Source organism: Puniceibacterium sp. IMCC21224, assembly GCF_001038505.1.
Taxonomy (GTDB): Bacteria; Pseudomonadota; Alphaproteobacteria; order Rhodobacterales; family Rhodobacteraceae; genus Puniceibacterium.
In genome coordinates, this window is record NZ_LDPY01000005.1 from 15,494 (window position 1) to 30,842 (window position 15,349).

At 60.2% G+C, this 15,349-nt stretch carries 12 protein-coding genes and 1 pseudogene; 3 read left to right on the plus strand and 10 right to left on the minus strand.

The window, feature by feature from the left end:
- Nucleotides 1–6 precede the first annotated feature (6 nt).
- From IMCC21224_RS24215 to IMCC21224_RS24240, 6 genes and pseudogenes are all read right to left on the minus strand, one after another.
- Nucleotides 7–2,184, minus strand: a complete 2,178-nt coding sequence (locus IMCC21224_RS24215; protein WP_047998160.1) for a ParB/RepB/Spo0J family partition protein — start codon at nt 2,182–2,184, stop codon at nt 7–9.
- A 113-nt stretch (nt 2,185–2,297) separates the two neighbouring features.
- Nucleotides 2,298–3,431, minus strand: a complete 1,134-nt coding sequence (locus IMCC21224_RS24220) for a helix-turn-helix domain-containing protein (protein WP_047998161.1) — start codon at nt 3,429–3,431, stop codon at nt 2,298–2,300.
- A gap of 203 nt (nt 3,432–3,634) precedes the next feature.
- Nucleotides 3,635–4,558, minus strand: coding sequence for a ParB/RepB/Spo0J family partition protein (locus IMCC21224_RS24225; RefSeq protein ID WP_053079200.1), 924 nt, complete (start codon nt 4,556–4,558; stop codon nt 3,635–3,637).
- The gene (repA, locus tag IMCC21224_RS24230; protein WP_161489483.1) at nt 4,548–5,693 is read right to left on the minus strand and encodes a plasmid partitioning protein RepA; all 1,146 of its coding nucleotides are present in this window, start codon (nt 5,691–5,693) and stop codon (nt 4,548–4,550) included. Before repA ends, IMCC21224_RS24225 begins: the two co-directional genes overlap by 11 nt.
- A 293-nt stretch (nt 5,694–5,986) precedes the next feature.
- Nucleotides 5,987–6,382, minus strand: a pseudogene (locus tag IMCC21224_RS24235) (recombinase family protein); the annotation flags it as partial.
- A gap of 90 nt (nt 6,383–6,472) precedes the next feature.
- Nucleotides 6,473–7,612, minus strand: coding sequence for a tyrosine-type recombinase/integrase (locus IMCC21224_RS24240; protein ID WP_231582182.1), 1,140 nt, complete (start codon nt 7,610–7,612; stop codon nt 6,473–6,475).
- 126 nt (nt 7,613–7,738) lie between these two features.
- On the opposite strand from IMCC21224_RS24240, the gene IMCC21224_RS24245 reads away from it, so the two are divergent.
- Nucleotides 7,739–8,623 carry a DUF1403 family protein gene (locus tag IMCC21224_RS24245; RefSeq protein WP_047997797.1) on the plus strand — a complete coding sequence of 295 codons (885 nt, stop codon included), beginning with the start codon at nt 7,739–7,741 and terminating at the stop codon, nt 8,621–8,623.
- 47 nt (nt 8,624–8,670) lie between these two features.
- Nucleotides 8,671–9,282, plus strand: coding sequence for an SMC-Scp complex subunit ScpB (locus IMCC21224_RS24250; RefSeq protein WP_047997926.1), 612 nt, complete (start codon nt 8,671–8,673; stop codon nt 9,280–9,282).
- A gap of 16 nt (nt 9,283–9,298) precedes the next feature.
- Here IMCC21224_RS24250 and IMCC21224_RS29065 read toward each other — a convergent pair whose 3' ends face one another.
- The 3 genes from IMCC21224_RS29065 to IMCC21224_RS24260 are packed head-to-tail and all read right to left on the minus strand — an operon-like array spanning nt 9,299 to nt 12,862.
- Nucleotides 9,299–10,309, minus strand: coding sequence for a TniQ family protein (locus IMCC21224_RS29065; RefSeq protein WP_082135417.1), 1,011 nt, complete (start codon nt 10,307–10,309; stop codon nt 9,299–9,301).
- Nucleotides 10,306–11,172, minus strand: coding sequence for a TniB family NTP-binding protein (locus IMCC21224_RS24255; protein WP_009573528.1), 867 nt, complete (start codon nt 11,170–11,172; stop codon nt 10,306–10,308). The genes IMCC21224_RS29065 and IMCC21224_RS24255 overlap by 4 nt, the downstream gene beginning before the upstream one ends.
- Before the next feature lie 16 nt (nt 11,173–11,188).
- Nucleotides 11,189–12,862, minus strand: a complete 1,674-nt coding sequence (locus tag IMCC21224_RS24260) for a Mu transposase C-terminal domain-containing protein (RefSeq protein WP_231582183.1) — start codon at nt 12,860–12,862, stop codon at nt 11,189–11,191.
- Between the two features lie 121 nt (nt 12,863–12,983).
- Between IMCC21224_RS24260 and IMCC21224_RS24265 the strand changes: the two genes are divergently transcribed.
- The gene (locus IMCC21224_RS24265; protein ID WP_231582222.1) at nt 12,984–13,970 is read left to right on the plus strand and encodes a hypothetical protein; all 987 of its coding nucleotides are present in this window, start codon (nt 12,984–12,986) and stop codon (nt 13,968–13,970) included.
- 637 nt (nt 13,971–14,607) lie between these two features.
- On the opposite strand, the gene IMCC21224_RS24270 is transcribed toward IMCC21224_RS24265, so the two are convergent.
- Nucleotides 14,608–15,195 (minus strand): recombinase family protein, encoded by a 588-nt coding sequence (locus IMCC21224_RS24270; RefSeq protein WP_038070177.1) that lies wholly within the window; start codon nt 15,193–15,195, stop codon nt 14,608–14,610.
- Nucleotides 15,196–15,349 lie beyond the last annotated feature (154 nt).

The window sequence follows — 15,349 nt, forward strand, 5'->3', positions numbered from 1 at the left end:
ATTATGTTACTCGGCGGCCAGCATCGACGCGCCTTCAGCAGGCAGGTCATCCGTCAGGAACGCGGGAAGGTCAGCTTCACTGACGCTGTCAGCCGCTTCGGCATCCACCCCCTGCCTTTTGGCACAGTCCTTACCGTCCAGCGCCACGAGATCGACACGGCGCAGGACCTCGGGCAACCAGCCGCTGTCCTTCAGCAAGCGCTCGGCCTCACTGGCCATCTCGCCTTTCTTCAGGTGATCGAGGAGTTGGGCAGTCCCCTCCCCCTTGGCCTCACGTACGGCCTCAAGAATGCGGGCCTTGGGCACGCGGTTGAGATAGGTATCCACCGTCGGCTCCCAGCCCGCCTCGACCATGTCGAGATCAAGGGCTTGCCCCACGATATCCGCCTGCGCCATGCGCCGGGTGAGACCACCTGCAGAGATGCCTGCCCCGTAAGGGTTCACCTTCTCGTGCAGCGCGTTGACGCCGAAGCTGAGGCAATGCGCCAGCAAAGCCAGCCGACTGCCCTGGTCGAGGACCGTCAGATAGTCCCATAGTGCCGCATCATCGCCAGGCGGCAGATCGGCTTCCCATTCCGCGTGACGCTCGTCGACCAGCTTGGCCACCACGCTGTCCTTCAGATCGCTCGCTTGCGCTGACATATAGACCTGACGCACGGAGGCCTCGAGGCAGCTGCCAGACGCTCCGGAGGTGCGGAAGGTGTCAGTGACGAGCTTCAGGAGCAGAAGCGTCAGCGCGACATCCGGCGAGCGCCCGATCGCTTCACGCAGCGCCAGCGTCCGGTGGGCCGTCAACTCCATGACCAACCGCTCGGGCAGCGGCTTCAGCGATCCTTCATCCTCATCCTCCGGCAAGTCAGCTCCGATCGGCTGGCCACCTGACGTGATGACGGTTCCGACATGACCGGCACTGGCATGGCCATCGGTGAGATCACGATCATCCCCCTGCCCCGCCACCGCAGGATCACTACCATCCTGGACCGCGGTCTCCTCAACGGGCTCATCCTCTGGACGCACATATCCGCGATAGACTGCGAGCGCGCCGTAGCGATCGAGCGTGACGAACGCCCCTGCCCGTCCGATTTCCAACGGATCGAAGATCAACGGCCGGGTCTCGATCTTTTCCATCTCCGCTTCCAACACGCCGAGCCGCGTGTCGATCTCGTCAGGCAATTCATCCTGACCCGAGTATTCCTCTTCCAGCGCCCGATACTCGGCGAGCAGCTTGGCATGAGCCGCACCTTCGTCATCCGTCATCGGCGCCGGATCACCCGACAGGGACCGCAGCCCATGGCTGTAGCCGTAGGGCAGGTCAAGCGCGACCTCGATCCACTTCCAGCCCTCAACCGCAACCGTCTCAGCCTCGGCCTGGAGTTTTTCAGTCACCAGCCGATCGAGCAGGGCAGGGTCCTCGAGCCAACCGCCGTCATCACCCTGAAAGAGGTCATGCAGCATCGTGCCACCAGCCGCTTCATAGGTATCAATACCCACAAAGAACGCGCGCCGGTCGGAAACCCTGACCGAGGTCTCCGTCAGCATGCGCCGGATCTGGAATGGCTCCTTGTTCCAGGATGAATTGATCACATCCCAGACTTGAACCTGACGCGCGTGATCGAGGTTCACGGTGAAGGCCATGAGCTGCTCCAGCGTCATGCCATCCTCGGCGTAGACCTCAAGCAGGGCAGGGGCGACGGCTGCGAGCTTCAGGCGCTGCTTCACGATCTGCGGCGTCACGAAGAAGGCGGCAGCAATCTCTGCATCGCTCTGACCCTTGTCGCGCAGGGACACAAACGCGCGGAACTGGTCGAGCGGGTGCAGGGCAACACGCTGCATGTTTTCCGCAAGGGAATCGTCCTCGGCCAGGATCGTGGACCCCGCATCCCGCACGATGCAGGGAATGGGCGTCGTCTTCGCCAACCGCTTTTGCTTCACCAGCAATGCCAATGCTTGGAACCGACGGCCTCCGGCGGGGATCTCGAACGTGCCGGTCTCGGTGCCATCGTCAGCCAACACGGGCCGCACGCTCAAGCTCTGCAAGAGGCCACGGCGGGCGATGTCTTCGGCCAGTTCTTCGACCGACACGCCAGCTTTGATGCGCCGCACATTGGACTGGCTCAGCACCAGCTTGTCGAAAGGAATATCCCGGGACGAGGATAGGGTGATTTTCTGGACAGCTTTCGTCATCAGTTCTTCTCCATGACGGGCGCCGGAAGCCACTCTTCCGATCTCACTTCCCGTCACCCTCAAACCAACACTCCTTTCCCTCTCACGGTGGTTCTTGACCGCGGTCAAGAAGCTCATGTGGGAGCAAGCTGTGTGCGTAGGATCCTTTCAAAATAGGCATCAGGGTGTTTGATCGTGTCTGCTCTTGCTATCAGGTAGTCGAAGACGAGAAGCAGTTTTCCTGCGCCAGCTTTCTGGATGCCGCGCCGCAGTTCGTCTTGGCTTATTCTAAGCAATCGACCGAGGTCGTATAGAATGCGGGTAAGGGCTTCTCCTGTGCGCGGCGGTTCTGGGAAAAATCCCGCAACATGGGTGAAGTCTTCCCATGCCATGCGTGCTGGGTCTCGGTTCATCGTGGGTTTGGTTTGTGCGGTTTGTTCACCGCGATTAACCGTAGCGGGAGCAATCTTATTAATATCTTTTTTTATAGACTCTATGTGCCGGACATTTTGTCCGTTTGTGGCGGGCAGATCGATGGAATTTGGCCTATGATGCCGGTGTTCGACAGCTTGTAAATTATCTTCGTTATTAGCTCTCGCTGCGGCATGGTGTTCACCGTAGCTTGCGTCTGTATCGGCTCCGAGGGCTCTGAGTTCCGAGATAACGCTCAGGACTGCATCAACGGTTAATGTTGCTCGACGCAGGACATTTCTGATCACGTTGAGGGTAGAGAGCTTTGCTTCATCGAAGCGTGTCTGTTGGAGTAGCGAAGCACGTAGGGCCAACGCCTCAGCCTTCAGTGAGCGCAAGCGCTCGCTTTCTTCGGCGAGCTGTAAGGCTTGTGTCGCAAGCGAGCCGTACCTCTGGATCAAGGGCTTCAGGTCGATACCGAAGGCATCTCTGATAACGCCTCCATACCGCAGCGGAAAGCGTTTGCCATTTGCTGAGTTCTTGCGTTCGATCAGTTCAGCAGCTGAGAGGCGCCCCAGGCTGCGTCGAAGTGTTCTCTCATCGAGTCCATTGGCGCGCTCTGACAGAGAAGCGTTCGATGGGAACACGACAGTGAGCGTAAGTCGCTGGTCGTCCTGAATCTCAAGTTCTTTGCGGGGTAGGAAACTAATGAGCGCGGTCAGAACGGCGAGGTCATTGGTTGTGAGGCCGAGCTCCTTCCTCATTACGCGCACCGGGCCCAGAAGCTCATAGGGGTTAGGGCAGGGCAAAAATGTACGTTCCGCCAGGGCGGTTGTTCTTTTGTTTGCATGTCTCATGTTGTTTCGGAAGAAAAAGCTTCCCCGTTCACCGCGAGCGGTGTTGAAATCGATTCGTTTTAGGGGTATCAATCAGGTGTCGAGACTGATTGAGGCCCTTCGGAAGCACCGCTTTCGGGGGGTCTTTCTTTTTCTGGCCGGTCCTCCTTTCGTTTTCTGCTCGTTTCTCTTGATGTCTTGACCGTGGTCAAGACACGGGGTCGTCACTCTGGCCCATCTTGACCGCGGTCAAGAAGCTCGGTGACCAGCTTCCGGACTGCCTCCTCAACCCGCGGGGCAAGATCAGCGTCCACATCGATTGTGATGCGGTTGCCCTTGCGGCCGATCTTCACGCGCTCACTGGGATGTGTCTCCTGCGTCGACGGTTTGGTGGCCGTTAGCACGGTAACCGCCGCTTCGAGACGGTCGGGGCCCGGTATGTTGCGAGGGATTTCGCTGGCAACATACCGGGCTCTCGCGACGTCTTTCTCGCACAGTCTGAAAAGCTTTTCCCAAACCCTTCGACCAACGCCGTGTGCAGGTCCGATAGCCTGGATCAGTTCCATCGGGATGCCCGTAGCGATACGGTTCATCCGCGAGACGAGCGATTCATCGATCTGAAGTGCCCGATACGCGATCGTTTGAGCGTTCTTGCGCGTCTCGTCGGTTTTCCCAAGTTCTCGAATGATCCCAGCGACAAACAAAGCCCTTTCGATGAACGATGGGTCTTGGCGCGCATTGTTCTCTACGCCTTGGGCAATGAGAGCTTCCTCGTCGGTCATCTCCATGACCGTCGCGCGCACTTTCTGACCAAGTTGGCGACAAGCGAGAAGCCGACGGCGTCCATAGACGATCTCAAGCGCACCGTCTTGGGTTCGGCGAACCAGCACTGGAACCTTTTGACCGTGCTCGCGGATCGACGAGACAAGCTCATCCAGACCATCGCTTGGATCGATGCGGTCCATGATCGCGGACATCCGTATGGCGGTCGGGTCGATCAGCCGCGTGGCGTGTTTATCCTCTTCGAGCACGGATGCTTGTGCGCGAGCTACAGTCGGGCTCGTTCGCTTCACATCCAGATCCTCGTCCGAATGCGGCGTTTTGCCCATCGCGTTCTTGAGTGAGTCCCCGAAGACCTTACGCGCCATGGCTACGCCCCCATGCTTTCAGAATTTCGCGCTCGACTTCGTCGGTCACGCGCGAGACGGACTCGATCGCGCGCTCGTAAGTTCTGCGGTTCACGTCGCGAGGTTCGACCTCGAAGATGCTCTGCTGGGTGTTCGCAGCATCACCCACGGCTGTTGATTTCAGGAACTCGGCAGACAGCACGGCATCCCCGAGGACTGTCCGAAGTAGAGACGAAATCTGAACCTGCGGACCATCCGTATTTTCGTAGCGGGTGATCAGAACTCGCACGAAGTTCAGTCCATGTTCCGGGGCGTGTGCCTCGACGACGCCCATCAGGTTGCTCGCCATGCCCAGAAAGCTCGCCAGCGACATGACATCGAGCATTGACGCGTTGAGCGGGATCAGGACTCCGGTTGATGCAAAGAGGGCAGAGATCACCGAGAAGTTCAGCTGCGGCGGGGTGTCAAATATTACTACATCATATCGATTCAGGACGGGCTCAAGCGCTTCCCGTATGCGGCTATGGAACGTGGTGGCGCCGTGTCTGAAGCTCAGGGCTACCTCGAACTCATACTCCATTATGTCCATGGATGCCGGGATCAGATCTACCGTCGGGAAGTTCGTTTTGCGAATGATCTCTGCTGCAGGTAGTGGATCGTCGGATCGGATAAGATCGTATGAAGTCGGCATATCCGGGTCGAGCTCGGGAGTAACACCGAACAGGTTCGTCAGACTTGCCTGGCTATCAAGGTCGATCAGCAAGACCCGGTAGCCTCGTAGACCCAGTAGCTGCCCTACATGGGCAACAGATGACGTCTTGGCAGAGCCACCCTTCAGGTTGAAGATCGTCAACACCTGACAAGCCTCTCCCGGTCTTCTGTGCGGGTGTTCTTCTGGCTTGATCCTTCCAGTCTCGAGAAGCACGCGTTGTGCCTCGACCATCTCCTCTGCAGAGAAGCTACGGCGGTTGCCGCCCTCCAGGACACCTTCGGGGAAGCCTTCGAGGTTTGACACATGATGGCGGAAGGTGTTCTGATTAATGCGAAGAAGTTCAGCCGCTTCCCGCATGGCGAAGCGGCGGAGGCCCTTCTGAGCGTCCGGCGGAAAGGTTTCCTGCGCATGTTCACGCAACCGACTACCAAGCCGCTTGGACATGACTTCAAATCTCTGGGAGGCCCGTATCCCGTTCATTACTGCCCTCGAGTCTTTATTGTTTTTCATAGCTTAACAGATATTGTGGATAAATCCAGACCAAACCGTTGAGCGGCCTAGGGGCGTTGAAGACACCTATTTCTGTCGACGGTAAACTGTTAAAAATCAGCGTCTTGGGCGACTGCGCTGTCACTCTACTTTAACACCTCGTTGCCAGCTATGAAGTGACCACAATATGTATTGTGAGTGCGTACAGAAATCAGTCGGCAGAATCGGATGGGCGATACTCGGGGATCTCAGTCGAGCAACCCCAGCTTCTCGGCCCGCTCCAACAGCATCTTCACCGACGAAGGCTGCCAGCTTGTCCGCCCGCGGGGCGTGCGCTCGCGCATCGCCCCCAGGCGGGTGCAGATCGCCTGAAGCGTGATGTCGGGATCCGCGCCCTTGATGGCGGCGACGATGGCGGGCAGGCGGTCGTCGGTTTCGCGGCGGCCGGCGCGGCCCAGCAAGGTCTCGGGCAGGAAGCCGTCGCGGATATAGGCCTTAACAGCGCGCAAGAGACGGCTTTGGGTCCAGCGACGCGCCTCGGGCAAGGGACCGTTGATGATGCGCAGCACGTCCTCCCAGGCCAAGTCGGGGCGCAACCGGCGCACATGGGGCACCCAGTCCTGCGCCGTCTCGTTGTCGCGTTTAGTTCCCGATTTCAATTGAAGCAGTAAGCTGAAACTGAAGCGCTGGAATTTCACCTTAGCGCTTCACCAATGGGTCAAGAATCCTGAGCTTCACAGCCCTGCGGCTTTGGTCAGGTTCACCCGGAACCTGTCGCGCCTGCGCTGATAGCGCCGGGTCATCTCGGCCGACGCATGTCCGAGTTGCTTTTGAACATAGCGCTCATCAACCTCTGCCGACGAGGCGAGCCCGGCACGCAAGGAATGCCCCGAGAACATTGCCAACCGTTTGGCTTCCGGCAAATCGGATCTGATGCCACTCTTCATAACGGTTGCCTTGATCAGTCGCGCTATGTGCTTGTCGGAAAGGCGGGACTCGAGGGCACGCTTGCCGTCCCGCGAGGTGCGCACGAAGACCGGCCCAAAGTCGATCTTCGCAAAGTGTAGCCATTGCTCAAGCGCGTGGACGGGACAGGTCTGGCCGCTTGAGCCACGCCCGACCTCAACCTCGCGCCATCCGGTCTTGGCATTGAGGGTGAGCAGGGCGCCGCCGTCGAAGACTTCGACCCAGCCGCCGGAGTCCGGTGTATCGTCCTTATGCACATCGAGGCAGACCACCTCCGACCGGCGCAGGCCACCTGCATAGCCCAAAAGCAAGATCGCCCGGTCTCGGAGCCCGCGGAGATCGTAGGAAAGGGTGGCCACCATGGCCTGGATGTCCTCAGGCAGGATCGCTTCCTTCTGGACCGGCGGGCGCGCATGCTTGCGTTTGATCCCGGCCAGAACGGTGGCGATATGCCGGTCCTTGCGATCAAGAGTGAACCCGCGCTGTCTGTAGTTCCAGGCAAGCCCCGAGAGACGGCGCTCGATCGTGGAGACCGAAAGGGTAGGGGCCTTCCCGGTTGGTGCAGCCAGATCAGCCACATAAAGTCCAATCATCTCGGGCGCGGGGGGCAGAGGTTCCGTGCCTTTCAACCGGCACCAGCGGCTGAAGTGTTTCCAGTCGGCCGCATAGGCCTTGTTCGTGTTCCCGGCTGTCGAGGCCTCGGCGTAGCCACGGGCGGTATCGATCAGCCGGTCGAGTGCGCCGGAGCCGGCCACATTGGCGGGCAGGGCGATTGAGGCTCGGTCCCGAGAGGTTCTCTTGTCGTGTTCGTCACCGTTCAACGAGTCATAGGACGCTGAGCTCGAAATCTCTGCGCCAGACGCGTCGGAATCCTCGATTTTGGTGCTGTTATTCGTAGGACTGCTCATGTTTTCGAGCATATCATTTTTACGCCCGATAATGCAAGATTATCGGACATCATGGCAAAAGATAGAGCGAGGCGTTTTCTGTGCTATTTTCTGGAGCAAAGCGCCGCGATGGTTTAGGCTTCAGTCATGACATTTGCCCGACCGGAACACTCCATCGACACAGACACTCTACCCCGGATGCCCGCATGGGTCACCTCGGCACGTCCTGAAGCCTTTGAAGATGTGGCGTTTTTGTCAGGTGCAGCGCTTACTCACCTGTATCATGTGTTTGCACGAGACGATGTCCCCCAAGCATTGTTGCGGGACCGGCTGGCCCTGCACGCCGCAGAGGCATGCGTGGCGCTTTCCGGTCGGATGGAGAGGGCGGGGGAATTGCGCGACGCGGTGCACCTCCTGCGTCCCGGCGACCTTCCCGGTCCGGCAGGCGAAACCTACCTTGCCTGGCGTCGCGCGGTGGAACGGTCGGTGTCGGTCAAGGCTTTGAGCCGAGCTTTACCGACCATCGAGTCTTGCCAGATCGCCACGTGGCTGGATGCGGGAAATGGGGCACCGCTGACCCGTACCGCGGTGGTGCTGGATGCTGTCCTGACGGAGGCACCCCGTGCCGAAGTCCCGGCGTTGATCCTCGCGGACGCCGCCCTCGCCCAGGCGCTTGGTTGGGATCATGTCGTGCCGCTGCTGGCCGCGGGTTTGAAACGCACAGACCTGCGCAAGCGGGGTGACGATTTGCGCCTAGCCTGTCATCGCGCAGTGACCGCATCCGCGGTCGAGGCCGCGCGTCTGGCTGTCGATCTCGCGCGTCGGGCTTCGCTTTTGAAAGGAGTTGCACCAAAGCTTCGGGCCAAGGGGGCAGGGGCGGCGGTGAAAATATTCCTGACGCAGGACGCCGTGGCGCCCAGTGCCCTGCCTTTGCCGGACCGCGCGGCGCGGCGGCTCTGTGACCGGCTTGTCGATCTCGGCGCGGTCCGCGAGCTAACCGGGCGCGACACATTCCGGCTCTACGGGGTGTAGCCATGAGCATGGACAGCGAAAGTGGGAACCGGTTTCGCGGTTCGGACATGCGACCGGAAAGGAAGTCGAAGGATCGACCAGAAGCTGAGCTTGATCGCGAGTTGCTCGACCTGCCACCGGAGTTGCGCTGGCGGGAATGGATGCGCCGGATCGAGGCGGTGCTGTTTGCCTCTGCCTCGCCTGTACCGCGCGAGGATCTGGCGCGCATAGTGGGGCAGGGGACTTCGGTTGATCTGCTGTTGGAAGACCTTGCCGCTGATCTGGAAGGGCGGGCGTTCGAGATTGCCATGGTCGCAGGGGGGTGGATGTTCCGGACGCGGCCTGTTTACGCGCCTGCGATCCGCGCCGCAGCGGATGTCGGAGACCAGTTGCTGGACCTGAACGAGTTCGACGTCGCGATTTTGGCGGCCATCGCCTACCACCAGCCGATCACCCGCGATGGGCTCAAAGACATCTTTGGCAAAGAGATCAGCCGGGACCTGATCGGAAGGCTGCATGCGCAGGGTCTGATTGGAACTGGGCCGCGCGCGCCGCGTCGTGGTGCCCCCTATACCTTCGTGACCACAGACGCGTTCCTCTCAGCTTTCGGGATGGAGAGCTTGCGCGACCTGCCAGACGCTGAACAGCTGAATGACGCTGGGCTGGCCGCGCGCCCTTGAAACCTGCTTCAGACCATCAGGGCACCTGCCGCTGCTGATGGAGCCGCGCGGCCGCCTGAACGAGATCCGCCAAATGCGGGCCAGCGGTGGTAGAGCAAGGCCCAGCTTTGGGCCGAGGCAGGACGGCATCGCTGAAGGATGTGACCAGTCCGCTCCAAGCTGGCGCAGCCTGAGCGACGCGTTTCCAATAAGAGATCGCGGGACTTCTTCGCGTTCCGAAAGGCGTCGACCGCCCTTCCGTCAATTGCCGAAGCAGATGATAGCGATCTCGATGAGGGAGGCGCGCGATGGACATGCGCTGTTTACCAAATTGAAAGCAGGCTGATCCAAGAAGGTCCGGGAGAGATCGCCCCTCTGCCATTCGATGCCCTGCTGCATGCAAACGAAGCAGATCGTCGATCAGGCGCTCCAGACGCCGAACTCCGTTGGCGGCGGGACGGGTGCGTTTGCAGAGGGCCGCGCCGCACCAGGCGCAGATCTGATGCGGCACAAGACGCTTCTGGCTGAACGGAGCCAATCCTTGTCCGCAAGACGGGCACCTGTCTCGAAGCCGACAACCGTGACGAAAGCAAGAAACGCGTGTCGCCAGGCTCCAGCCTCGGCGAAAATAGGGCGTTTCGTCTTCCGCCAGACAGGCCGGGCAGAATTGCAGCCAGGTCGCCTGCGTCTTTGGTGCGCAACTCTGCTGAGGCGATGCCCGCAGGGGCAAACGCAACCGGGCCAAGGGGTCAGGAGCAATGGTCAGAGCCGCGATGTCTTCCAAGGGTATGTGGGTATGTTCTCCCAGAAACTGCAGAATGCGATCTGGCATCGCTCGATCAAGACGTGCCGACCAGTTCTGACCTGGCGCTCCGAGAAGCGCACCAAAATAGTGCGGAGGTATGCCGTTTGCGTAAGCGAGGCGGTGCAGCCAGCTCGACAGAAGTTCACCTGGTGCGGGCATAATGCTCATGGGCCAACGGTTTCCCGCCGCGCCTTCATACCGCTCTGCAGGCGTCACGGAGATCCCGGTCGGCCCAAACCTCATGTCATCTCGTGACGCAAAGCGGAATTGCGGCGCCTCGAGAGAGGCACATAGCCAAGGTCCGACAGGGTTGCGCCCGTGATCCGGTCCTCACCGCGCGAGATTGCCGCAACTGCCGCCCTGGTGACTATTTCGATAACCTCGCCGATCAGCCCCTCTGACAGATCGTGGATGATCTTTGCCAAGGGTTCGCGCGACAGATCGGAGGCATTGGCTAGCGGCAGACTTACCTCAAGGCTGTCCAGAAGTGTCGCGAAATCCTCGTCATACGCCCAGCGTGGAATGGGGATCGTATCGAAGCGTGAGCCCATTTCGTCCGTGTCATGCACCGCATCGTAGATCGCGATTTCGCCGACAAGGACGGGTGAGATGTCATGCACTCGTGCGATCCGCCGCAAGAACGAGAAGATGGCCTTCACATCCTCGCGCCGCCCGCGCAACGCGCTGTGGAACTCGTCGAAGATCAAAAGGCGCGGCTTCAGGCGCTCCAGAAGATGATCGACCTGATCGCCGGCGCGGGCCAGGCTGCGCCAGCCAGCGGCTTGTGGCGCGCGCAATCCGGACAGGATGCTGGCATAGAAATGCGACAGCCCTGCACCTTCCCGGGTCTGAATCACCCACACCTTTTGCTGCTCGGCAACACGCAGATGTTCGACGGCGAAGCGTTCGGCGATCATGGTCTTGCCGTTATGGTAGGGACCGGCAAGCAGCAAACCGCGTGGGCGCAGGGATGGCGGTCGCTCAAGCAGCAGTCGCATCGCGTCATGCGCCGCGCCGGCCGCCGGATGGCTGATCCAGCGCGGCGCGCGCACATGGGCGATCCGCACTGCGTCATCGGCCTGCAAGAGTGGGACGGTGGCGGACATGAGGTGGTCCGGCACCTTACCAATCCTCGATTGGGAAGACCCGCCGCGGACGATCCGGGTCGAGCTTTGCCTGGGCCGAGGCGGAAGGCGTAGCGAAGTCGGCATAAGGCTTCTTTGCCTCGGTGGCATGCCGGGCGCGGGTCATCTCCTTCAAACGGCTTTTGGGGGTTTTGGCGGCGGCAACAGTTGCGGCGATTTCGCGTCGGATCGCTGATGCCTCCTGCACAGGGCGCCGCTGGATTTCGCGCCGCCGCTGTCGATCCGCCTGGTGCTGCCAGAGCGTGATCGGCTCGGCCAGTCCGTCCCGTCGCCTGACCGGCCGCCAAGCCTGGGTATCCGGATCCTTGACGTAGATATGGCTGATGTCGCGAGGATCATAGCACAGATCGAGCGGGGCCAGCCGGTCACGACGCGCAACCAGCGGGCCAAGCCAGGGCTCGAAATAGTCGATGGCGAAGAGACTGAAGCCCTGAGGTGAAATCTTCCGCGTCTTGCGTGGCAGGAAATTCAGCAGCACATCGACAGGTGCATCGATCGGCCGGTCTTTCGGCTGGAACCGATCTTCCCACTCTTTCGCCGGAACGGTCAGCTTGCGCGCATTCTGGCTCAGGTTGTGGTCGATGATCGCGAGCGCGATGCAGCGTTCGAGATCCGCGAAGCTGAGCCGTGCCCGCGCTTCCGAGGCATAGTCGCCCCGATCCGCGATGGAACGCCCCGTCTTGCCCGGCAAGGCGCGTAGCGCGGTGTTCACTTTCCCCAGCAGGCGTTCGACGACTCCGCCCCGATGCACGGTGCCCTTGTTCCGCATGCGAATGGAAATACCATAGTCCGCGCATCCTCTGCTGAAGGTGCTGCTTTGGAATTCCTTGGCGGAATCGACGACGATCTGCTTTGGGCGACCGTGCATCGGCCAAGCATGATCGATACTGCGTTCTGCCAGCCAGTCAATCTTGCAGCACATCGCGTGCGCCAGACAAAGTGCCACAGACAGTCGCGACGGCCGCTCGAGGGTCAGGCAGAAGCCGATGATCGCGCTCGTGGCCACATCTGCAGCGATGGTCAGATAGGGGCGCCCAACGAAAACACCGTAGTCATCAATAACCTCGACAAACTGGATGTCTGCCGGCGTGTGATCGATCTGGACAACGTCGAGCGCGTGGTTAGCCCGGATGTAGCCCGGTCGCGGCTTTAGCCGGTGCAGGTGTTTACCATCTGACAGGCGGCGGCGGGCAATTTCTTCCGGGGCAAACAGAGTGGGGATCCGCCGGGCGACAGTGACATAGGCGGGCGGCCTGTGCCCTTCCTCTGCGCAACGGGCGCGGATCTCTTCAACGATTGGTGCAAGGTCCGGCTGCTCGGGGCGCAACCACATCTCCCGCAGGGTCATCGCAATGATGCTCTCGACCGCGGGACTGATCCTAGGTTTCCTTGTTCCACTCGTTTGCGGCAGCAGGGACGATACCCTGCGCTCTTCCCGATACCGCGCCAGATAGTTGTAGACTTGGCGTGTCGAGAGCCGCAGCTCGGATGCCGCGCGCACCACGGCCTCACGCACGGGCGCCACTCCGTCAAGAATCCGGTCCAGCTCACGCGCGGTACGCGTTGCCTTGGTCCACGCTTCATCCGAAACATGCCCTCCGCCGGACATCATCGGTATGACGCTTTCGAGACTGGCTGCGCCGTGCGCCAACAGAGCCGCCACTCTTTGAAATACGGAACCAAAATTGAAGCCTTAAGCTGAAAAATGATGTGTGCTTACCCCGTATCATCCAGAAATCACGTAATAATCATGTGCTGAAATGGTGAAGAAAATGCGACACTGGTTTCTGCCGGGACCACTCGAGGAAGAACCGGATGATTTGCCTCCTGGGCCACGTGCGGAACCGCCCGACACTGCTGTCATCGAAGACTGGGCAAAGGCAGAAAGCGTTCACGCTGCGCGACTGGCACGGGTCTCTGGACGTCTGGGTGCTCTGGATGACCGGCTGCTGCGCGGCCCGGAAGGCTGGCGGCATCGCCTCGCTTTGATCGAGGCAGCGAACCTCAGCTGGTTCGCAGGGGATCGGGTGAGTTCTGATCGTCTGGCGCTCTGGATATCGATGCGGCTCTCGGGCGCACAGGATGACCCAAATGCCCTTGCAAGAGTTGGATGGGCTGTTCGGCGCCTGACAGGCGGTCCCGGACCGAAGGCTGACTTGGCCGCCTTCCTGGATCGCCGCGATCCCGAGAACATTGAAGACAGCGCTGAGCGTTTCGAAGATCGTGCGGGCGGATGGCTGGAAGTAATGACAGCCGCAGCCGAGTTCCACCCAATCACCCGAGCTTGCATGGGCTTTCATCTCTGGAGTCTGGCGGGACTCGGACAGCACGGCGACCAGATCGAAGCCGCCGTCACCGCGTCCAGGATCGCGGCCTGCGACGGAAGCGGCGCCGTCTTCGCGCCGCTGGCTATGGGCGGGGCAGGGGGGCTGCGTGTCTCGGGTTTGCCAACCGAACGCTTGGCACGCTGGTTGGATGGGATGAACAGCGCAATTCTAACGGCGATGCGTCATCTAGATGGTACCCAAACATGGAGTGTTCGGGCGGAAGGAGCCATGTCTCAGCTTTCGGGCAGAACTCCGGCCGCTCTTCGGTCTGTGTTGACAGAGTGGCCTTTGGTGTCGGCCCCGATGGCGGAGGCCCTAACAGGCGCAAGTCGCGCGGCTGTTCAAAGGAACCTCGCATGGATGCAAGAGCGAGGCCTGATCCGAGAAGTGACGCAACAAGGACGATTCAGGATGTGGCGGATCAAGGACTAGACCGTTGTGATCAGATCCAGCGACGGGGACATTCTCGGTTCATTGAGGGAGGAGCGCCCACCGCCAATGCTTACGTTCATCGATGTCGCCAAAGGGTGGTTTGCATATCGACCTAGGTGTCTTGGTCAAAATCGCTCTGTGTGATCCGGCAACGAGCTATGGCAGCCTTTCGAAAAGATCCGGTGTTTCCTCGTCGCGCCGCCTGCTCAGACCCTCGCCAAGATGCAGACAAGGGTGCTTAATTCGTGTCAGGCCTTTGCCGCCCTCAAAATGGACCCACCCTCCTCTGGGCATGCCCACGCTTACGATCAGCGCCCCACATATCGGACAAGTCCGTCTGAACGATGCGCCCCTCTTGCTTTCACCATCGCCCCGAACTGCCCAACCGCCGCGGACGGATACCGTGCGCCCTGACGACAGACGGCGGGTGTGTGCCTTCCGGTAATACCAGCGGTCCGTCATCCCATACCCGTTCTTTCCTCGACCCGGCTGCCGCTTGGGGTCGAGCGCACGTAAAAGCCTTGTGGAATAGCCTCCTGCACCAGCCCGACGTGCGAGATCAGGCCGACGGCCCGGCTGCCCTCTGTCAGCGCAGCAAGAACTTGGGGTCTGATGCCGGAGGGGGCAGAATAGTACGCTAAGGGCTGATTTTGGCTCCTGTGCGGTGCAAAGTTCTGTAGATCGTTGGCCTTGAGACCGCAAAGACCTCTGCCAGGTCACTGATGGAATAGTCACCGGTGGCATGCATGCGTGCGAGTTCTTTTTGTTGCTTTTCAGAGAGTTTCGGCTGTTTCCCCCGGAGTTTGCCCTTTGCCCGTGCGATAGCCATGCCCTCCTTGGTCCGCAACCGGATGAGGTCGGCTTCAAACTCAGCAAATGTGGCCAGAATGTTGAAGAACATTTTACCCATTGGGTCCGTTGGGTCGTAGATGGAAATCCCCAACGCGAGCTTGACGCCTTTTTTCTCTAACTGATCTGCGATCGCACGTGCATCGGGGACGGACCGGGCAAGGCGATCCAATTTTGGCACGACCAGCACGTCACCTTCCCGGACGGCAGCTAGTGCTTGGTCGAGACCGGGGCGGGCGCGGTTGGTGCCCGTCAGCCCGTGGTCAGTATAAATGAGATCCTCTGATACGCCCAAGGCGCATAGGGCCTGCCGTTGTGCGGTCAGGTCCTGTTTGTCAGTCGAGCAGCGGGCATAGCCAATTTTGGTCACAGTCATAGCTTTAAAGTACGATTAAGGGGCGGCATATGCGAATCAAATCGTACCACCTATACGAGATATTCTGAGGTGTGGTTTCTCTGACCCTGCCAACCTTTGCAATACATGTCCGGTGAAGGAACCTCTTACGGACAGCCGCTTTGATCTTGGAAGG